This window comes from Streptomyces sp. Je 1-369 (assembly GCF_026810505.1).
Classification (GTDB): domain Bacteria; phylum Actinomycetota; class Actinomycetes; order Streptomycetales; family Streptomycetaceae; genus Streptomyces.
In genome coordinates this window covers 1,374,213-1,393,637 of record NZ_CP101750.1, presented here as the reverse complement: position 1 = coordinate 1,393,637, position 19,425 = coordinate 1,374,213, and the positions used below count along the sequence as shown (strand labels likewise).

Genomic DNA, 19,425 nt, shown 5'->3' with positions numbered 1-19,425 from the left:
CGCAGCTCCCTCAGCCGGTGGCGGCGGCGCTCGCGCGCGCACACGCGCCACGCAGCCCCGGCAGGTCGATGAACTCGGTGTGGGTGCCCGCGCTGCCGCAGGCGAAGGCCCCCGAGACGGACCCGGCGAGCACGCACTCCTCCACCGGACGCCCCTCGAAGAGGGAGTGCAGGAACGCGGTGACGAAGGCGTCGCCCGCGCCGTTGCTGTCGACCACGGGCCGCTCCGGCCGCACCGCGGGGAAGTGCCGCACCTTCGCGTCGCCGCGCACCAGGACGTGGCAGCCGTCCGCGCCGTCGGTCGCGACGACGAGGCGTGCCCTGCCCTCGTCGAGGACCGAGTGCAGCACCTCGTCGAGCCGGTCGTGGATCGCGGCCGCGCTGAGGAAGACGTGGTCGGAGGCGAGCGCGTACGCACGGTGGTGCGGATTGCGCCCGTCCCAGTCGTGCAGGTCCGTCGAACAGGTCACGCCGAGCCCGCGGATGTCGTCGTACATGTCGCGGTTGACGCCGGTGATGGAGAGGTGGACGTGCCGGGCCCGCTCCAGGTACGGCAGGTAGAAGTCGCGCGGCAGCCGCAGGTCCGCGGGGTGGCGTCCGTCGTAGAAGGAGAAGCGGCGGCCCTGCGGGTCGACGAGGTTGACGCCGCGCGGGGTGCCGTGCGGCGAGAGGAGGTGGCTGAAGTCCAGGCCGCGGTCGGCGTACGCGTCGAGGACGGAACGGCCCTGCGCGTCGTCCCCGAGGAAGTCGATGAACTTGGTGGCCAGGCCGAGCGCGTGCCAGCCGAGCGCGACGCCGTTCCCGGTATGCGCCACGTAGTCGTACACCGGCGGCACGAACACGGAGTCGCCGGGCGGCAGTTGCAGTGCCTCGACGCGCACGATGGTGTCGATTCCGGCGCCGCCGACCACGAGGACGTCGTACTGCGGCTCACTCATGCGCGTACTCCTTCTGTCTGCTGGATGTGGCCGTCCTCCAGGACGACGGCCCCTTCGATGTCGGCGCCCGCGGGGATCGTGGCGCCGGGCAGCACCACACTGCGCCGCACCCGGGCGCCCGCGCCGATCCGCACGCCGGGGAAGAGCACGCTGTCCTCCACACGGCCGTCGTTGACCAGGTCCGAAGGCACCACCGACGAGCGCACCCCGAACTGGTCGGCCACCCACGCACGCCGCACGTCCGGCGCGACGGTCCACGGCATGCGCCCGACGGGCAGCCCGGCCGTGGGCGAGGCCGCGAGCTCCAGGTGCGCGCGGTGGTAGCGCTCGACGGTGCCGATGTCCTCCCAGTGCCCCGCCACCTCGTGGCCGCGGATGTGCTCACCGGCCGCGAGCATCGCCGGGATCACGTCCCGGCTGATGTCGTGCTGCCAGTCGGTGCCGTCGAGCCGCTCCAGATACCGGCGCAGGACCGCGGCGTCGAAGACGCAGAACGCCGCGAAGACCAGGTCGCTCGTGGCGACGTCCGGCTTCTCCACGAACGCGGTGAGCCGCCCCCGCGCATCGAACTCGACCATGCCGAACAGGTGCACCCAGCGCGGGTCGATGCGCTGGTACGCCAGGGTGAGCGCCGCCCCGGAGGCGCGGTGGGCGTCGATCAGCGGACCGTAGTCGAAGCGGTAGACGTGGTCGGCGTGCAGTACGAGGACGTGCTCGGGGCCGGGCCGGGTGCCGTCCCCTTCGAAGACGTACGCGCTCTTGCGGATCAGCGCGTCCGCCGTGCCGCGCTCCAACGGCCAGGTGCGGTCGGGCAGTTCCGCGGGGACGCGGGTGCCCGCCGTGGCGTACGCGGTGTCGTACGGGCCGAAGTGCACCCGGAAGTCCGGCCGCTGGTTCCACACCCGGTGCAGGTCGTCCATCAGCTGCCTCTCCTCGTACTGCGAGAGCAGCAGCACCTCGCCGAGGCCGGAGGCCCGCGCGTTGGCGAGGCTGAAGTCGATGAGCCGGCAGGCCCCGCCGTACGGCACCAGCGGCTTGAGCCGCCCCGTCCCGAGCGGGCCCATGCGCCGTCCCTCGCCGCCCGCGAGCAGCACGGTACGGACCGTGCGCGTCGTCGCGTCCCGGTCAGCCACGGCGCACCTCGTCCCAGGTGACGCGCCCGGAGGCGAGGGTGAGGAGCAGCCGGGCGTCACCGGGCCGCTCGGGTGCAGGGCCCCTGAACTCGCCGGGGCCGGTGCGTTCGAGGAGCTCCACGCGCGGCAGCGCCCGGCCGTCCGCTCCGGGCTCGGAGGGGATGACCAGCTCGACGCGCTCCGCGTGCGGCAGCCGGTACACGATCCGGCCGTCGTCGCCCGCCCGGCAGCGGCCGCGCAGCCGGTCCACGTCGCGCCGTCCCACCGCTCCGCCCGGTCCCCGTTCGAGGACCCGCTCGCAGGCGGCGAAGTCGGCCCGCTGCCAGGCGGCCGCGAAGATGCGGCGCGCGGCGTCGGCGTTCAAGGGGGCGTGACGTTCGTAGACGTCCACGGCGCCGTGCGCGACCGCCGCTTCCGTCACCGCGGCGCTCTCCACGTCCCGCAGCTGCTCGAACCAGCCGTGACGCAACGCCAGTTGGACCGGCGGCTCGGCCGGCTCACCCCGCCAGAGGCGGCCGAACGCGGCCAGATGCAGGTCCGCGCACCGCTCCCACGTGAACTCGCGCGCGACGGCGGACGCCCGCTCCGACAGCTCCCGACAGCGGTCCGGCTCCTGCGACCACAGCGCCACCGCCTCCCGGAACCGGTCGGCGAGCGCCGAGGTGAGCAGCTCGTCGCCCTCGGCGAACGACCGGTTCACGGCGAAACCGGTACCCGTCGACGGGCCGTCGGCGTGCCGGAAGTGCGCCATGCCCTCCTGCGCGGTCGCGATGGGCACGGCGCCGCACACCATCGCCTCGCCCTGCGCGATGAGGAACGTGTCCATCTCGAACTTGGACGGGAAGACGCAGAAGTCGGAGCTCGCCGCGTACGCGAACACCCGCCGCTCGTCGACCCGCTCCCACTCCAGGTGCAGCCGCCCGGCGTGCCGCCGCGCGACCTCATGGAAGTACGGGTCGTCGATGCCCTCTCCGGCGATGCAGCGCAGCACGAAGTTGGCGGCGAGCCCCTCGGAAAGGACCCGGTCCACCGCCCGCACCAGCTCCACCTGGCCCTTGTGGTGGACCGCGTAGCGCGCGTTGTGGAAGAAGGTGGGCAGCGCGGGATCGAGGCCGAGGCCGCCGAGCACGTCCCCCCGGTCGACCTCGGCCGGGTCCATGGCGAGCCACTCGTCGGAGATCGCGCAGCCGCCCACGAACATCTTGTGCGCGTTGCGCCGCACGACATCCGCCATGGGGAGCCGCTCGAAGAGGGCGGCGAAGGGGGTGTCGCGGAACGAGGCGTAGAAGTCGAGCTGGCCGGGCGAGAGGAAGTCGATCAGGTCGGAGTGCTCGGCGGTGAGCTCGTAGAGCGCGACGTGGTCCGGCGGATAGGCGTAGTGGAGGTGGGTGAGCTGCTGGTACTGGAGCACGGCAGCCGGGTACGCGCCCTCGCCCCCCTCCCCGGCCACCGGCAACTCCACCTTCACGTCGAGGAGTTCGAAGAGGCGCCGCACCTCCGGCCCGTACACCTTCTTCGCGATCGGCATGTTGCTCTGCACGGTGCTGACGACCAGTTTCATGGCGTCGTCGCGCAGGGCGGCAGGCAGCAGATAGTGGTAGTACGGCTCGTGCGCGTGCACCAGGGCCCGCTCCTCGCCGAACCAGGCGCGCAGGAACCGCACGCTGTCGGCCTGGAAGACGAGCGGCTTGAAGAAGACCAGGTCACGACCCTTGGCGGAGTACGGCGGATAGAACGTCGTCGGCAGCCGGTCGAGGTAGTCGTTGGAGAGGAAGTACAGGTCGACGCCGTCGAGCCGGATCCGGTGCGCCGTCGTGCGCAGCTCGATCCCGGTCTCGGCCGGGAATCCACGCCAGACCCGTGGATCCAGGGCGAGGGGAAGGGTGTACGCGTCCTCGTACGGCAGGTCCTCCACGTAGTAGCGCGGCCGCAGGTCGTCCAGACGGCCGTGCGCGGGCGTCACGATGGAGACCCGGTGGCCGCGCGCGGCGAAGGCCCGGGAGAGGTTCCACAGGTACACCGAGGTGCCGCCCTGCAACAAGGTGTGGTCGAACCCGCAGCACTCGAAGTAGGTCTCGATGATGTGCATGCGGGGCCCGACCGTCGGAACGACGTTCTCGGGGGGCTCGGGGGTCAGCACGGCCTCACGTCCTCGGAGTCGCGGTGGGCGCCGCTGCCGCCTTCGCCGAGCCGCAGGGCGTGGCGCAGGTCGATCGCGGCGTGATAGGGGCGCGTGTGCGCGTGGTTGTAGGCCAGTTCGTGGAGGAGCCGGCGCAGATACAGCAGTCGCCGGAGCGGTCCGTCGGACGCGGGGCCGAGGAGCAGCTCGCGCACGCGCTCCCGCCAGTGGTCCGCGACCTCGAACGCCTGGCGCAGTTCGTCCTGTTGGGCCGGGGAGAGGTGCGGTGCGCCGTCGAGCGAACCGAGCATGGTCTCCAGGGAGTCGAGGCCCAGACGGTTCGCGGCCTCGAACGCGGCCTCGTCCGCCGCGAAGTACTCCAGGCCGCGCTGCAACGCCACGACGTCCTCGAGCGGTGACTGCGCGGCCCAGCCCGGCGCGGTGGGAGTGGTGCTCGGGGTGGAGAGGTCGATGAGGGTCGGCGGGTTCCACAGCAGGTGGGACAGGTGCAGGTCGCCGTGGCAGGGGCCGCCGCCCGGCCAGGAGGGCCCCGACCGGACCAACTCGGCGCGCAGCGCGGCCGCTTCCGCTTCCAGTGCCTTGAAGGCGTCCCGCACCGCCGGTGCGGGCAGCGCCGGATCCGCGGTCGTGTGGTCGTGCAGGTCCGCGAGCCGCTCCTCGGCCTGCACGAGCCGTTCGCCGGCCGGATAGGCGGGCTGCGGCGTTCCGTCGCCGAGGCGGTCGGCGAGCTCGGTGTGGAAGCCGCGCAGGAAGCGCCCCGCCTCCCGCAACTGCTGCTCCAGCGGCCGCAGATGGCGTCGCGCCACCGCCACCGGCGCATCGTGGGCCAGGAGGCGCGACAGGGCGGGCCACAGGGCTCGCAGGTTCTGCCGCAGCGGTACGTCGATGCCCTCGCCCGGCACGTAGCGGTAGACGACGCCCAGTGGGTGGCGGGTCCCGGAGCCGGGGTCGGTGTACGTGTAGTCGCCCGCCCACTCCGGGGTGCGTCCCGTGCCGTTCATCAGCCGCAGCAGGTCGGACTCGCGGACGTCGTCGTCGAGGGTGCGGTACGTCTTGTGGATGTGCGGGACGCCCTGGATCTCCACGAGCGACAGGGCGTTGGACGACCAGCCCTGCTCGAAGGGGAGCGGCCGCACCTCGGGCACGGCACCGGCCGCGGCGGCACCGGCCGGGGCGCCGCCCGCGCTGCGGAACTCCACGGTGCCGCCGCGCTCCGTCCGCACCGTTCCGCCCGCCAGCGTCCTGAGCACCGCATCCGTATGGAACTCCGCGACGTCATGAGCCTCCCGCCCGCCCCGGACGTCCACCGGCACGAAGAACCGCCGGCCCGCCGCGGGCCCGCCGACCGCCGCCACGACGAGCAGCAGCGCCGCGGAGCCGAGCACGGCGTGGTCGACGCGCTCGTACCGGTCGGCCTTGCGCCCGTCCTCGGACATCCACGGCGCCGCGCGCAGCAGCGCGGCCAGCTCCTCGTCCCGGATCACGAACCTCAACTCCCAGTCATTTCGTACGTGTTGATGCCGCGCCGCCACACGCCGAGAGCCAGCAGCAGCGACAGGGCCGTCACCACGGGCAGCCACCCCAGGAGCGCCGTGTCGCCGGAGAGCAGATAGACGGCCGGGACGTACGAGGTGAAGGCGAACGGCAGCACCCAGGTCAGCAGGGCGCGCAGCGACGCGTGGTAGATGTCGAGCGGGTACGCCGCGAACTCCGACACCTGGCTCGCCGCGTACATCGCGGGCAGGCTCGTCACCGTCCAGAACGACAGCGACGCGAAGAACAGCTTCACCGCCGTGTGGATCAGCGCGCCGCAGACCACGAGCAGCGGGGCGAGCGCCCACTGCGCGGCCGTGGGGTCCAGGTCGAGCGAGGTGCCCGCGTACGTCACGAGGGCGGCGCCGACGACGAGCTCGCCGAGCGCGTCGGGGTGGAAGAAGCGCTCGGAGAGCAGGGAGAACAGCGGGTTCACCGGGCGGATCAGATAGCGGTAGAACTCGCCGCGCTGCACCAGCTTGCGGCCCAGCTCCCACAGCTGATCGGTGAAGAGGTGGTCGAGGCCGCGCGGCAGAAGGGAGAAGCCGAGCAGGAAGAGCACCTCGTGGTACGACCAGCCGCCCACGGCCGGCACCTGCCGGAAGACCAGGCCCACCACCGCCGTCTGGATGCCGACCCGCACCAGGAAGGCCCCGGCGCCGAGCGCGAAGTCGAGACGGTACGCGGCGAGGCGGTGCAGGCCGGCCCCGCCCAGGAACCAGGAGAGCCTGACGTACCAGAGTGCCGTGCCGAGGCGTGTGCGCGTCATCCGCCGAGCACCTCGAGACGGCCGAGCGCGGCCCGCCACAGCACCGCGCACAGCACCGTGAGACCGACCACCCAGCCCACCTGCTGGGCCAGCACGGCGACGGCCCCGCCCACCCCGTCGTACCTGCCGAGGAGCAGCGTCAGCGGACCGTCGACCATCCCTCTGAAAGGCAGGGCGGTGGCGACCGCCGCCAGCGGGCCCGGCATCAGCGCGATCGGCACCAGCTGCCCGGCGAAGAAGGCCACGACGCTCTGCTTCACCATGCGCACGCCCCACGTGTTCGTGGTGACGAAGCCCGTCATGCCGGTCAGCAGGTTCACGCAGAACGCGATGAGCACGGAGAGGACCGTCGACACGGCGAACAGTGCGGCGTCTCCCGGCCGCGGTGCCGTCAGCGGCACCAGGAACGAGAAGAGCACCAGGACCGGCACCCCGACGAGGACGGCGTTGGCCGCGACCACCGGCAGGCACGCGAAGAGCCGCACCAGCGGATAGCTGACCGGACGCACCAGCAGCACGGCGACGTCCCCGCGGTAGACCTCGGCGGCCACCTCGTCGTCGACCCGGTTGGCGTGCAGGACCTGCAACACCTGGGCCACCAGCAGATACGTGGTGATGCCCGCCGGGGTGAAGCCGCCAGGGCCGGTGCCGCCCGGCGAGTCCGCGTACACCGCACGCCACAGGAAGACGGTGACCGCGGCGCCCGCGGCGGCGGTGACGCCCGTGACGACGAACATCGAACGGTACTGGAGCAGGGACTGGAGGCCGCCGGTGGCGAAGGGGACGTAGCGCCCGACACGCGGGGCGATGCGGGTCTTCACGGGCGACCGCCGACGGGCGAGGGCGAGGGTGCCCGGCCGTAGATCTGCCGCAGCACCTCTTCCAGATCGGGCTCCGGGGCGTAGCAGTCCACGAGGTCGAAGTGGTCCAGGAGGAAGGCGAGGACCTGGCGCGAGGCGAAGAGGCCCGCCGGATAGTCCACGCGGATGCGCCCGCCGTCCTCGACATTCGCCCGTACGCCGGGCAGGCCACGCTCGATCAGGCCGAGCGCCTCGTGCGGCGCCGGGCCGCCCCGGTGGTCGAAGCTGACGGAGCGGTCCGCGGCCGTGCGCAGCAGGTCCTGGATGGAGCCCTGGTGGACGACCTTTCCGTGGTCGACGACCAGCGCGCTGTCGCAGATCGCGGCGATGTCGGCGATGTCGTGGCTGGTGAGCACGACGGTCGTGCCGAGCTCCCGGTGCGCACGGTTGACCAGGTCGCGCACCGCCGTCTTGAGGACCATGTCGAGCCCGATCGTCGGCTCGTCCCAGAAGACGACGGCGGGGTCGTGCAGCAGGCTCGCGGCGATCTCCGCGCGCATCCGCTGGCCCAGGCTCAGCTGGCGCACGGGGGTGGTGCCGAGGGCGTCGATGTCGAGGAGTTCGCGGTAGAGCGCGAGGTTGCGGCGGTAGACCGGGTCGGGGATGTCGTAGACGCGGCGCAGGATGCGGAACGAGTCCGGCACCGACAGGTCCCACCACAGCTGGCTGCGCTGCCCGAAGACGACGCCGATGGAGCGGGCGTTCTGCCGCCGGTCGCGGTACGGCTCGATGCCGGCGACCAGGCAGCGTCCTGCCGTCGGCGTCATGATGCCGGTGAGCATCTTGATCGTGGTGGACTTGCCGGCTCCGTTGGCGCCGATGTACGCGGTCTTCGAACCGGCGGGGATCTCGAAGGAGACGCCGTCCACGGCGCGTACGGTGCGGTACTCGCGGGTGAGCAGCGTGGCGAGGCTGCCGAGCAGGCCGGGCCTGCGTTCAGCGATGCGGAACTCCTTGGTGAGGTTCTCCGCGACGATCACGCCACCACCTGCTTGACCGCTTGCTCGATGGCGCGGTCCAACAGGGCGACGCCCTCGTCGAGTTGTGCCTCGTCGAGCGTGAACGGCGGGGCGAGGCGGATGATGTGCCCGCCGAACGCCGTCCGCAGGCCCAGGTCGAGTGCGGCGGAGTGGACCGCGCGGGCGAGCTCGGGCGCGGGCGTGCGGCTCTCCCGGTCGGTGACGAACTCCAGGCCGTACAGGAGCCCGAGCCCTCGTACGTCACCGAGCTGCTCGTACCGCGAGTGCAGGGCCGTGAGCCGCTCGCCGAGCAGCTCGCCCAGCCCGTGGGCACGTTCCGTCAGACCGTCGCGTTCGATGACGCCGAGCGTGGCGTGCGCCGCCGCGATCCCCAGGGGATTGCTCGCGTACGTCGACGCGTACGAACCGGCCGTGGCCGCCTCGGGGGAGCGCAGCAGCTCCGCGCGCCCGGCGAGCACCGCGAAGGGGAAACCGTTCGCCATGCCTTTGGAGAGGACGACCAGGTCCGGTTCGACCCCGACGAGCTCGGAGGCGAGGAAGGCGCCGGTGCGGCCGCCGCCGGTCAGCACCTCGTCGGCGACGAGCAGCACTCCGTTCGCGCGGCAGGCCTCGGCGATCCGCTCCCAGTAGCCGGGCGGCGGGACGACGACGCCCGCCGCGCCCTGCACCGGTTCGAAGACCAGCGCGGCGACGTTCGGCTTCTCGGCGATGTGCTTGCGCACGAGCGACGCGCACCGCACCTCGCACTTCGGGTAGGTCAACTCCAGGGGGCAGCGGTAGCAGTTGGGGGCGTAACCGAGGACGCTGTTCCCGGCGAACGCCTGGTGGCCGATGTCCCAGTGGACCAGCATCCGGGCGCCCATCGTCTTGCCGTGGAAGCCGTGGCGCAGCGCCCCGATCCGGTTGCGGCCCGCGGGCGCGGTCGCCTGCACCACGCGCAGGGCCGCCTCGACGGCCTCGGCGCCGGTGGAGAAGAGTGCGTAGGTATCGAGGTGGGCGGGGAGCAGCCGGGCGAGCAGTTCGAGCAGTGCGGCCCGTTCGGGGGTCGCGGCGTCGTGCACGTTCCACAGCCGTCCGGACTGCGCGGTGAGCGCCTCGACGACCTCCGGATGGCAGTGGCCGAGCGACTGGGTGAGCGTGCCGGCCGCGAAGTCCAGGTACTGGTTGCCGTCGAGGTCGGTGAGGAGCGCGCCCGAACCCTCGGCGAACACGCGCTCCCCGGCGGCGGTCTCCTCCGAGGCGCCGGGCGCGAGGTGCCGGGCTTCCCGGTCGAGCCGTGCGCGCTGCCGGTGACCTGTCACTGCTGCCCCCCACTCCGGTCGATGTGCGTGGTGCCGTGAACTGCCCGGATCGGCACCGAAGTTGAGCGGTGGAACCGGCGATGCGCACCGAGTCAAACAAAGCCGCCCCAAGATTGGCAAGAGATTGCTGAAACTTTCAGTGGGCTCTTGCGGTCGTACGGCCCGCTCTGCTTGAGTCGAGACCTCGCAAGCGAGGAGGGACCCGTGAGAACGCATCCCCAGGCCGCCCCGCCCCGCGGACGGCTTCCTTGAAAGCCCTGGTGCTGGCCGGCGGAACGGGCAGCAGGCTGCGCCCCTTCACCGACACAGGTGCCAAGCAACTGCTGCCCATCGCCAACAAACCCGTGCTCTTCTACGGGCTCGAAGCCATCGCCGCCGCCGGCATCCGTGAGGTGGGGATCGTCGTCGGCCGACGCGGCGGCGAGGTCCGCGCAGCCGTCGGCGACGGCAGCGCCTTCGGCCTGCGCGTCAGCTACCTCCACCAGGAGCGGCCGCTCGGCCTCGCCCACGCGGTGCTCATCGCGCGGGGGTTCCTCGGCGACGACGACTTCCTGCTGTACCTCGGCGACAACTACCTTCAGGACGGCCTCACCGGCTTCGTCGGGCGGGCCACGGCCCACCCGGGCGCCGCCCGCCTCCTCCTCACCCCGGTCGCCGATCCGACGGCGTTCGGCGTCGCCGAACTCGACGCCCGCGGCGACGTGATGGGTCTGGAGGAGAAACCCGACCGGCCGCGCAGCGACCTCGCCCTGATCGGCGTGTACGCCTTCGGCAAGGACATCCACGAAGCGGTACGGGCGATCAGGCCCTCCGTGCGCGGCGAGCTGGAGATCACCGACGCCGTGCAGTGGATGCTCGACCGGGGGCTGCGGGTGCGCGCCGAGACCACCACCCGGCCCTGGCGCGACACCGGCAGCGTCGACGACCTCCTGGAGGTCAACCGCCAGGTCCTCGACAGCATCGAGGGCCGCGTCGACGGCAAGGTCGACCCGGAGAGCACCGTCCTGGGCCGGGTACGCCTCGCCGAGGGTGCCGTGGTGCGCTGCTCGCGCATCGTCGGCCCCGCGGTGATCGGCGCGGGCACCGTCATCAGCAACTCCAGCATCGGCCCGTACACCGCCATCGCCGAGGACTGCCGGATCGAGGACAGCGCCATCGCCCACTCCGTGCTGCTGCGCGGCGCGGACGTGGAGGGCGCTTCCCGCATCGAGTCCTCGCTGATCGGGCGCGGCGCCGTCGTGGCCCCCGCTCCGCGGCTGCCCCAGGCCCACCGACTCGTCATCGGCGACCACAGCAAGGTGCAATTGACCTCATGAACCACGCCGACCCCACGGGCCGCCGCGGCCGCCGCATCCTCGTCACCGGCGGCGCCGGCTTCATCGGCTCCGCGTACGTCCGGTCACTCCTCGGCCCCGCGGGCCCGCCGGGCATCGAGGTGACCGTGCTCGACAAGCTCACCTACGCGGGCAGCATCGGCCGCCTCGACGAGGTGCGCTCCCACCCCGGGTTCACCTTCGTGCGCGGCGACGTCTGCGACGCCCGGCTGGTCGGCGAACTGGCCGCGGACCACGCCCAGGTGGTGCACTTCGCCGCGGAGTCGCACGTCGACCGCTCGATCACGGACGGCTCCGCGTTCACCCGCACCAACGTGCTCGGCACCCAGACCCTGCTCGACGCCGCGCTCCACCACGGCGTCGCGACCTTCGTCCACGTCTCCACCGACGAGGTGTACGGATCGATCGCGCGGGGTGCGGCCACCGAGGAGGATCCACTGCGGCCCAACTCCCCGTACGCGGCGTCGAAGGCCGCCGCCGACCTCATCGCCCTGGCCCAGCACCGCACCCACGGCCTGGACGTCCGCGTCACCCGCTGCTCCAACAACTTCGGCCCGCACCAGCACCCGGAGAAGCTCATTCCGCGCTTCCTGACGGCCCTCCTGAACGGGGAGAACGTGCCGGTGTACGGCGACGGGCTGCAGGTGAGGGACTGGCTGCACCTGGACGACCACGTCCGCGGACTCGAACTGGTCCGCACCCGGGGGCGGGCGGGGGAGATCTACAACATCGGCGGCGGCACCTCCCTGACCAACCTGGCGCTGACGGAGCGGCTGCTCGCCCTGTGCGGCGCCGACGCCGGGCGCATCACGCACGTCACGGACCGCAAGGGACACGACCGCAGGTACGCCGTGGACCACACGAAGATCAGCACCGAGCTCGGCTACCTGCCCGGCACCGACTTCGACGCGGCGCTCGCCGAGACGGCCCGCTGGTACCGGCACAACCGCTCGTGGTGGCAGCCGTACGTCGCGGCGGCGTGAGCGCCTGTGTCATCACCCCGTCCGGGTGGCGCCGCCTACGCCTTGCGTCCCGACCCCGTGGAGCCACGTACCACCAACTCCGGCATGAAGACGAACTCGCCGTGCGGCGCCGGTGTCCCGCCGATCTCCTCGAGCAGCGCGCGGACCGCCGCCTGGCCCATGGCCTGTACGGGCTGGCGGATCGTGGTCAGCGGCGGGTCGGTGAACGCGATGAGCGGCGAGTCGTCGAAGCCGACGACCGAGATGTCCCGCGGCACGCTCAGGCCCAGGTCGCGGGCGGCACGGATGGCGCCGAGCGCCATCATGTCGCTGGCGCACACGACGGCGGTGCAGCCCCGGTTGATGAGAGTGGTGGCCGCGGCCTGGCCGCCCTCGAGGGTGTAGAGGGAGTGCTGGATCAGCTCCTCCGACGCCTCGTCGTCCAGGCCGAGGCGCTCAAGCAGCCCGAGCCGGAAGCCCTCGATCTTGCGCACGACGGGCACGAACCGCTTGGGGCCGACCGCGAGACCGATACGGGTGTGGCCGAGCGAGGTCAGGTGTGTGACGGCCAGGCGCACGGCGGCGCGGTCGTCGGTGGAGACGAAGGGGGCCGCCACGTCCGGCGAGAAGCCGTTGACGAGGACATAGGGGACGCCCTGGGCGCGCAGCACCTCGTACCGCTCCATGTCGGCGGTGGTGTCGGCGTGCAGGCCCGAGACGAAGATGATGCCGCTGACGCCGCGGTCCACGAGCATCTCGGTGAGCTCGTCCTCGGTGGAGCCGCCCGGCGTCTGCGTCGCGAGGACCGGCGTGTACCCCTGGCGGGTCAGGGCCTGCGCGATGACCTGCGCGAACGCGGGGAAGATCGGGTTGTCCAGCTCCGGCGTGATGAGGCCGATGAGCCCCGCGCTGCGCCGGCGCAGCCGTACCGGGCGTTCGTACCCGAGTACGTCGAGGGCGGCGAGCACCGCCTCGCGGGTGCCGACGGCCACCCCGGGCTTGCCGTTGAGTACGCGGCTCACGGTGGCTTCACTGACCCCCGCGTGGGCTGCGATGTCGACAAGCCGTGCGGTCATGGCACTGGACTGTACCTGCCATCGGGGTGATTGCACACTGCCCGTGAATCTTCGTGGAAGCTTGCGGAAAGAGCTGTCTTGCAAGAGTCTTGCAGTCGCCTTCATCGCTCTCGGTGTTCCCGCGTGTCCCTGTTTCTCCGCGCGCTCACACGGATGCCAGGCGCCCCGCGACCCTGTCAAGCGCAGACCGGGGCACGGTAAGGACACACAGATGTAACGATCGCCGGTCCTTGCAGAAATTTACCGCAAGGTCTTTCGGCGACATTCCAACGCTGTTACGTTCCTGGCAACCCGGCGCCGCCGTCCAGAGCGGCCAGCAGGAGGCACCTCTTCGTCTCCCCGTGATTCCGGGATCAGTTGAAGGAGTTCACATGCGGCGTGGCATTGCGGCCACCGGGCTGATCGCGGCCCTGGCCATGACAGCGGCAGCGTGCGGGGGCGACGACGGAGGCAGCGGCGGGAGCAAGGACGGGAAGCTCTCCGGCACCGTCACCTTCTGGGACACCTCGAACGACGCCGAGAAGGGCGCGTACGAAAAGATCGCCAAGGGCTTCGAGAAGCTGCACCCGGACGTCGAGGTCAACTATGTGAACGTCCCGTTCGGCGAGGCCAACGCCAAGTTCAAGAACGCCGCGGGCGGCAACTCCGGCGCCCCCGACGTGATGCGCACCGAGGTCGCCTGGACCCAGGACTTCGCCTCGCTCGGCTACCTCGCCCCGCTCGACGACACCGTCGCGCTCGACCAGGCGGACGACTTCCTCCCGCAGGCCGCGGCGAGCACGAAGTTCAAGGGCAAGACGTACGCCGCCCCGCAGACCATCGATACCCTGGCGCTCTTCTACAACAAGAAGATGCTCAAGGCCGCCGGCGTCGACGTGCCCAAGTCCTTCGACGACGTGAAGTCCGCCGCGAAGAAGATCAAGTCCAAGTCCGGCAGGACCGGCCTGTACCTGCGCGGCGACGACCCGTACTACTACCTCCCGTACCTCTACGGAGAGGGCGGCGACCTCCTCGACACCAAGAACAAGAAGGTCACGGTCGACGACCCCGAGGGCGCCGAGGCCTTCTCGGTGATGAAGGACCTCGTCGACTCCAAGGCGGCCGTCACCGACGCGAGCGACGGCTACAACAATCAGCTCAACGCCTTCAAGGACGGCGACGTCGCCATGGCGCTCGACGGCCCGTGGTCCATCGAAGGCGCACTGAAGGGCAAGGAGTTCAAGGCCGACAAGGGCAACCTCGGGGTCGCCCCGGCCCCGGCCGGCAGCAAGCGCCAGGGCGCCCCGCAGGGCGGCTGGAACCTCGCCGCCTACGCGGGCTCCGGCAACCTCGACGCGTCCTACGAGTTCATCAAGTACATGAGCTCCGCCAAGGTGCAGCAGCAGACCACCGAGCAGCTCAGCCTGCTGCCGACCCGCACCTCCGTCTACGACGTGAAGTCCGTCAAGGACAACCGGATGGTGCAGTTCTTCAAGCCCGCCGTCGCCAAGTCCGTGCAGCGGCCGTGGATCCCGGAGGCCAACGCGCTCTTCGAGCCGATCCGCCTGCAGCTGGAGAAGGTGCTCAGCGGCAAGTCCTCCCCCGAGAAGGGCGCCCAGGGCATCGGTGACGCCTACCGCAAGCTCCTCAAGAACTACAAGTAGGAAGAGGGAGGGCTGACCGACCCATGGCTGTCGAGACCGGCCAGCCGGTGGTGAAGGCCGCGGATGTCAAGGGCATCCGCGGCCGCGGCCCCCGGCCCGGCAAGAACCCAGGGCGGCTGCGCCGGGCGTTCGCCACTCACTGGTACGCGTGGGCCATGGTCGCCCCCGTGGTGACCGTGATCGGCGTGATCGTCGGCTACCCGCTGGTGCGCGGCATGTACTTGTCGACGACCAACGCCAACGAGGCGAACGTCGAGCGGCACATCGGTGTCAACGACATCCCCGCCACGTACGAGTCCGTCGGGCTCGACAACTACCAGGCGATCCTCTCCGACGGCGTCTTCTGGGACCGCCTCAGCTGGACCGTCATGTGGACCGTCTCCTGCGTCGCGCTGTCCTTCGCACTCGGTCTCGGGCTCGCCACGATGCTCAACCGCAAGCTGGCGGGACGCACCTTCTACCGGATGGCGCTGATCCTGCCGTGGGCGGTCCCGGCCTTCGTCTCCGTCTTCACCTGGCGCCTGCTCTTCAACGAGAAGAAGGGCCTCCTCAACAAGATCCTCGCGGGCGGCGGCATCGACGCCATCCCGTGGCTCAACGACCCGACCTGGGCGAAGATCTCCGTGATCACCGTCAACGTCTGGCTCGGCGTGCCGTTCATGCTCGTCGCCATGCTCGGCGGCCTGCAGTCCATCCCGGGTGAGCTGTACGAGGCGGCCGAGATGGACGGCGCCAACGCCTGGCAGCGCTTCCGCCACATCACCCTGCCGGGGCTGCGGACCGTCGCCAGCACGGTGATCCTCATCAGCGGCATCTGGACCTTCAACATGTTCCCGGTGATCTTCCTGCTCACCAGGGGAGGACCAGGAGACGCCACCGAGATCCTGGTGACGTACGCCTACCGGCTCTCGTTCGTCGTCAGCCCACGCGACTTCGCGGGCTCCGCCGCCTGGGGCGTTCTCATCCTCGCCCTCCTCTCGATCATCGCGGTGGCCTACCGCCGCGCGCTCCGCAAGCAAGGAGAGGTGTGGTGACCACCGTGGAAACGAAGCAGCGCAAGTCCAGGGGGCGCGACGAGCGCGGCCCGCTCGCCTCGGCCGGCCTGCACCTGACCCTGCTGCTCGCCAGCGCCATCGCGGTCCTGCCGCCCCTGTGGCTCCTGGTCACGTCGTTCAAGCCGGAGAGCGAGGCCTTCTCCACCGACCTCGTGAAGGACTTCACCTTCGGCAACTACGACCACGTCCTGAACGACACCGAGTTCCCGAACTGGCTCCTCAACTCCGTCATCGTGGTGGGCCTGACCACGGTGATCGGCGTCTTCATCGCGGCGACGACCGGGTACGCGGTGAGCCGCTTCAAGTTCCCCGGCATGCGGCCGCTGATGTGGCTGCTCCTGATCACCCAGATGTTCCCCGTCGCGGTGCTCATTGTGCCGCTGTACAACCTCCTCGCCAGTCTCGGGCTGCTCAACCAGCCCGTCGGGCTCGTCGTCACGTATCTGACGATCGCCGTGCCGTTCTGCGCCTGGATGATGAAGGGGTACTTCGACACCATCCCGGTCGAGATCGACGAGGCCGGACGGGTGGACGGACTCAACCCGTTCGGCACCTTCTGGCGGCTCATCGTGCCGCTCGCCAAGCCGGGCCTCGCCGTCACCGGGTTCTACAGCTTCATCACCGGCTGGGCCGAGGTCGCCTACGCGTCCGCCTTCATGACCGGCGAGGAGAACCTCACGCTCGCCGGCGGCCTGCAGACCTTCGTCAACCAGTACACGAGCGACTGGGGTTCGCTGACGGCGTCCGCGGTGATCGTGGCGGTGCCCGCCGCGGTGATCTTCGGCTTCGCCCAGCGCCACCTGGTCTCCGGTCTGACGGCGGGCGCGACGAAGTCCTGAGGCGTCCGGCCGCGCCGCACTCTCACCCGCACAGTGCGCACGCCACGTCGGCGGCGCCGGACCGACACCGTCCGGCGCCGCCCCCACCACACTCGATCCCCAGGGAAGACATGACCCAGCATCTCGCTGCCCCTGCCGCCCCCACCACCGAGACGCGCACGGACTGGTGGCGCGACGCGGTGATCTACCAGGTGTATCCGCGCAGCTTCGCCGACGGCAACGGCGACGGCATGGGCGACCTGGAGGGCATCCGCAGCCGGCTGCCGTACCTCAGGGACCTCGGCGTCGACGCCGTCTGGCTCAGCCCCTTCTACGCATCGCCACAGGCCGACGCCGGCTACGACGTCGCCGACTACCGCGCCATCGACCCGATGTTCGGCAACCTCCTCGACGCCGACGCGGTCATCCGCGACGCCCACGAGCTCGGCCTGCGCATCATCGTGGACCTGGTGCCCAACCACTCCTCCGACCGCCACGACTGGTTCCGCCGCGCGCTGGGCGAAGGCCCGGGATCACCGCTCCGGGACCGCTACCACTTCCGCCCCGGCAAGGGCGCCGACGGCGAACTCCCGCCCAACGACTGGGAGTCCATCTTCGGCGGCCCCGCGTGGACCCGGGTGCCCGACGGCGAGTGGTACCTCCACCTCTTCGCGCCCGAGCAGCCCGACTTCAACTGGGAACACCCCGCCGTCCGGGACGAGTTCCGCTCGATCCTGCGCTTCTGGCTCGACATGGGCGTCGACGGCTTCCGCGTCGACGTCGCCCACGGCCTGGTCAAGGAGGCCGGCCTGCCCGACATCGGCCGCCACGACCAGCTCAGACTGCTCGGCAACGACACCATGCCGTTCTTCGACCAGGACGGCGTGCACGAGATCTACCGCAGCTGGCGGCAGGTCCTGGAGGAGTACGCGGGGGAACGCATCCTCGTCGCCGAGGCGTGGACGCCGACCGTCGAGCGGGCCGCCCAGTACGTGAGGCCCGACGAGATGCACCAGGCGTTCAACTTCCAGTACCTGGGCACCTCCTGGGATGCCGCCGAGCTGCGCGACGTCATCGACGTGTCGCTGGCCGCGATGGGTCCCGTGGGCGCCCCCGCCACCTGGGTCCTCTCGAACCACGACGTGACCCGGCACGCCACGCGCCTCGCCAACCCGCCGGGCCTCGGCACCCAGCTGCGCACCGCGGGCGACCGCGAGCTCGGCCTGCGCCGCGCCCGCGCGGCGACGCTGCTGATGCTGGCGCTGCCCGGCTCCGCGTACCTGTACCAGGGCGAGGAACTCGGCCTGCCCGACGTCACCGACCTGCCCGACGAGGTGCGCCAGGACCCGTCGTTCATCCGCGCCGAGGGGCAGGACGGCTTCCGGGACGGCTGCCGGGTGCCCATCCCGTGGACCGCGGAAGGATCGTCGTACGGCTTCGGCACGGGCGGCAGCTGGCTCCCGCAGCCCGAGGGCTGGGGCGAGCTGAGCGTGCAGGCGCAGACCGGCGACCCCGGCTCGACCCTGGAGCTCTACCGCAGCGCGCTCGCCGTGCGCCGCGCGGAACCGGGGCTCGGCGCGGGCGGCGCCGTCGAATGGCTCGACGCCCCCGAAGGCGTGCTCGTCTTCGCCCGAGAGGGCTTCGTGTGCACCGTGAACACCACCGCGGAGACGGTCAGGCTCCCGGCTCCCGGCCGCGTGCTGCTCGGCAGCGAGGAGGCGGAGGTCTCGGACGGAGCCGTGCACCTGCCCGCCGACACCACCGTCTGGTGGGCGGTGTGACGCTGCCCTCCGCGCCGCGGGACGCCCACCGGGGCGCCCCGCGGCTCCTGGACATCGCGGCCCAGGCCGGCGTCAGTGAGGCCACCGCGAGCCGGGTCCTGAACGGCAAGGCGGGGGTCGCGACCGGCACCAGGCGCCGGGTCCTCGCCGCCCTGGACGTCCTCGGCTACGAACGGCCCACCCGGCTGAAACGGCGCAGCGCCGGACTGGTCGGCCTGGTCATCCCCGAGCTGACCAACCCGATCTTCCCCGCCTTCGCGCAGGTCATCGAGCAGGTCCTGGCAGGACACGGCTACACCCCGATGCTCTGTACGCAGATGCCGGGCGGCGCCACCGAGGACGAGCTGGTCGAACAGCTGGAGGACCGCGGGGTCAGCGGCATCATCTTCCTGTCGGGTCTGCACGCCGACATGACGGCCGACACCGCGCGCTACCGCGAACTGGCGCACCGCAAAGTGCCGTTCGTCCTCGTCAACGGCTACAACGAGGACATCCCGGTGTCCTTCGTCTCGCCCGACGACCGCTCGGCGGTGCGGATGGCCGTACGCCACCTCGTCGACCTCGGGCACGAGCGGATCGGGCTCGCCATCGGCCCGACCCGGTACGTGCCATCGCGCCGCAAGGCGGAGGGGTTCACGGCGGCCCTGCACAGCATGCTCGGCCTGCCGCAGGCGGAGGCCGAACGCCTCGTGCAGCGCACCCTGTTCACGGTCGAGGGCGGGCAGGCCGCGGCCGGCGCCCTCCTCGATCTCGGATGCACGGCGATGGTGTGCGGCAGCGATCTGATGGCACTCGGCGCCGTCAGGACCGTGCGCGACCGCGGCCTCACCGTGCCCGGCGACGTCTCCGTGGTCGGCTTCGACGACTCCCAGCTCATCGCCTTCACGGACCCGCCGCTGACCACCGTGCGCCAGCCGGTGCAGGCGATGGCGACCGCCGCGGTGGGCGCACTCCTGGAAGAGATCGACGGAAACCCCGTGCAGCGCACGGAGTTCGTCTTCCAGCCGGAGCTGGTCGTGCGCGGTTCCACCGGAGTCTGTCCAGAGGGTTGACCCCATGCGGGGGGCGCCATACCGTCCAACCCGCAACAACTTGTGCTGACT

16 protein-coding genes are annotated in these 19,425 nt (G+C 71.3%); 7 read left to right on the top strand and 9 right to left on the bottom strand.

What is annotated here, in order from left to right:
• Positions 1-10: 10 nt before the first annotated feature.
• From NOO62_RS06350 to NOO62_RS06315, 8 genes are read right to left on the bottom strand one after another with little or no spacing between them, the layout of a single operon-like run.
• Positions 11-937 (bottom strand): carbohydrate kinase family protein, encoded by a 927-nt coding sequence (locus NOO62_RS06350; RefSeq protein WP_268769928.1) that lies wholly within the window; start codon positions 935-937, stop codon positions 11-13.
• Entirely contained in the window at positions 934-2,070 is a 1,137-nt protein-coding gene (locus tag NOO62_RS06345) for a sugar phosphate nucleotidyltransferase (protein WP_268769927.1), read from the bottom strand. Before NOO62_RS06345 ends, NOO62_RS06350 begins: the two co-directional genes overlap by 4 nt.
• The gene (locus tag NOO62_RS06340; protein ID WP_268769926.1) at positions 2,063-4,210 is read right to left on the bottom strand and encodes a glycosyltransferase; all 2,148 of its coding nucleotides are present in this window, start codon (positions 4,208-4,210) and stop codon (positions 2,063-2,065) included. Before NOO62_RS06340 ends, NOO62_RS06345 begins: the two co-directional genes overlap by 8 nt.
• Positions 4,204-5,694, bottom strand: a complete 1,491-nt coding sequence (locus NOO62_RS06335) for a phosphotransferase (RefSeq protein WP_268769925.1) — start codon at positions 5,692-5,694, stop codon at positions 4,204-4,206. Before NOO62_RS06335 ends, NOO62_RS06340 begins: the two co-directional genes overlap by 7 nt.
• Positions 5,695-5,699: 5 nt before the next feature.
• Positions 5,700-6,512 carry an ABC transporter permease gene (locus NOO62_RS06330; protein WP_268769923.1) on the bottom strand — a complete coding sequence of 271 codons (813 nt, stop codon included), beginning with the start codon at positions 6,510-6,512 and terminating at the stop codon, positions 5,700-5,702.
• Entirely contained in the window at positions 6,509-7,333 is an 825-nt protein-coding gene (locus NOO62_RS06325) for an ABC transporter permease (RefSeq protein ID WP_268769922.1), read from the bottom strand. Before NOO62_RS06325 ends, NOO62_RS06330 begins: the two co-directional genes overlap by 4 nt.
• Complete coding sequence (locus tag NOO62_RS06320; RefSeq protein ID WP_268769921.1) at positions 7,330-8,352, bottom strand: ATP-binding cassette domain-containing protein; 1,023 nt, start codon at positions 8,350-8,352, stop codon at positions 7,330-7,332. The genes NOO62_RS06325 and NOO62_RS06320 overlap by 4 nt, the downstream gene beginning before the upstream one ends.
• Positions 8,349-9,653, bottom strand: a complete 1,305-nt coding sequence (locus tag NOO62_RS06315) for an aspartate aminotransferase family protein (RefSeq protein ID WP_268769920.1) — start codon at positions 9,651-9,653, stop codon at positions 8,349-8,351. Before NOO62_RS06315 ends, NOO62_RS06320 begins: the two co-directional genes overlap by 4 nt.
• A 248-nt stretch (positions 9,654-9,901) precedes the next feature.
• Between NOO62_RS06315 and NOO62_RS06310 the strand changes: the two genes are divergently transcribed.
• Together NOO62_RS06310 and rfbB are read left to right on the top strand one after the other, a co-directional pair.
• Entirely contained in the window at positions 9,902-10,969 is a 1,068-nt protein-coding gene (locus tag NOO62_RS06310; RefSeq protein WP_268769919.1) for a glucose-1-phosphate thymidylyltransferase, read from the top strand.
• Complete coding sequence (gene rfbB, locus NOO62_RS06305; protein ID WP_268769918.1) at positions 10,966-11,970, top strand: dTDP-glucose 4,6-dehydratase; 1,005 nt, start codon at positions 10,966-10,968, stop codon at positions 11,968-11,970. The genes NOO62_RS06310 and rfbB overlap by 4 nt, the downstream gene beginning before the upstream one ends.
• 35 nt (positions 11,971-12,005) lie before the next feature.
• On the opposite strand, the gene NOO62_RS06300 is transcribed toward rfbB, so the two are convergent.
• On the bottom strand, positions 12,006-13,025 hold the full coding sequence (locus NOO62_RS06300; protein ID WP_150182517.1) for a LacI family DNA-binding transcriptional regulator: 1,020 nt from the start codon (positions 13,023-13,025) through the stop codon (positions 12,006-12,008).
• A gap of 371 nt (positions 13,026-13,396) precedes the next feature.
• Between NOO62_RS06300 and NOO62_RS06295 the strand changes: the two genes are divergently transcribed.
• The 5 genes from NOO62_RS06295 (at position 13,397) to NOO62_RS06275 (ending at position 19,374) form a co-directional block, all read left to right on the top strand.
• Positions 13,397-14,668 carry an extracellular solute-binding protein gene (locus NOO62_RS06295; protein WP_268769917.1) on the top strand — a complete coding sequence of 424 codons (1,272 nt, stop codon included), beginning with the start codon at positions 13,397-13,399 and terminating at the stop codon, positions 14,666-14,668.
• 23 nt (positions 14,669-14,691) lie between these two features.
• Positions 14,692-15,702, top strand: a complete 1,011-nt coding sequence (locus NOO62_RS06290; RefSeq protein ID WP_268769916.1) for a carbohydrate ABC transporter permease — start codon at positions 14,692-14,694, stop codon at positions 15,700-15,702.
• Complete coding sequence (locus NOO62_RS06285) at positions 15,699-16,562, top strand: sugar ABC transporter permease (RefSeq protein ID WP_268769915.1); 864 nt, start codon at positions 15,699-15,701, stop codon at positions 16,560-16,562. The genes NOO62_RS06290 and NOO62_RS06285 overlap by 4 nt, the downstream gene beginning before the upstream one ends.
• Before the next feature lie 110 nt (positions 16,563-16,672).
• Complete coding sequence (locus NOO62_RS06280) at positions 16,673-18,322, top strand: glycoside hydrolase family 13 protein (RefSeq protein ID WP_268769914.1); 1,650 nt, start codon at positions 16,673-16,675, stop codon at positions 18,320-18,322.
• Entirely contained in the window at positions 18,319-19,374 is a 1,056-nt protein-coding gene (locus tag NOO62_RS06275; RefSeq protein WP_268769913.1) for a LacI family DNA-binding transcriptional regulator, read from the top strand. Before NOO62_RS06280 ends, NOO62_RS06275 begins: the two co-directional genes overlap by 4 nt.
• Positions 19,375-19,425 lie beyond the last annotated feature (51 nt).

What these genes read in the sequence shown, in the direction of transcription:
- NOO62_RS06350 (WP_268769928.1), bottom strand. Translation starts at nt 937, where the DNA reads ATGAGTGAGCCGCAGTACGACGTCCTCGTGGTCGGCGGCGCCGGAATC.
- NOO62_RS06330 (WP_268769923.1), bottom strand. Translation starts at nt 6,512, where the DNA reads ATGACGCGCACACGCCTCGGCACGGCACTCTGGTACGTCAGGCTCTCC.
- rfbB (WP_268769918.1), top strand. Translation starts at nt 10,966, where the DNA reads ATGAACCACGCCGACCCCACGGGCCGCCGCGGCCGCCGCATCCTCGTC.
- NOO62_RS06300 (WP_150182517.1), bottom strand. Translation starts at nt 13,025, where the DNA reads ATGACCGCACGGCTTGTCGACATCGCAGCCCACGCGGGGGTCAGTGAA.
- NOO62_RS06295 (WP_268769917.1), top strand. Translation starts at nt 13,397, where the DNA reads ATGCGGCGTGGCATTGCGGCCACCGGGCTGATCGCGGCCCTGGCCATG.
- NOO62_RS06290 (WP_268769916.1), top strand. Translation starts at nt 14,692, where the DNA reads ATGGCTGTCGAGACCGGCCAGCCGGTGGTGAAGGCCGCGGATGTCAAG.
- NOO62_RS06280 (WP_268769914.1), top strand. Translation starts at nt 16,673, where the DNA reads ATGACCCAGCATCTCGCTGCCCCTGCCGCCCCCACCACCGAGACGCGC.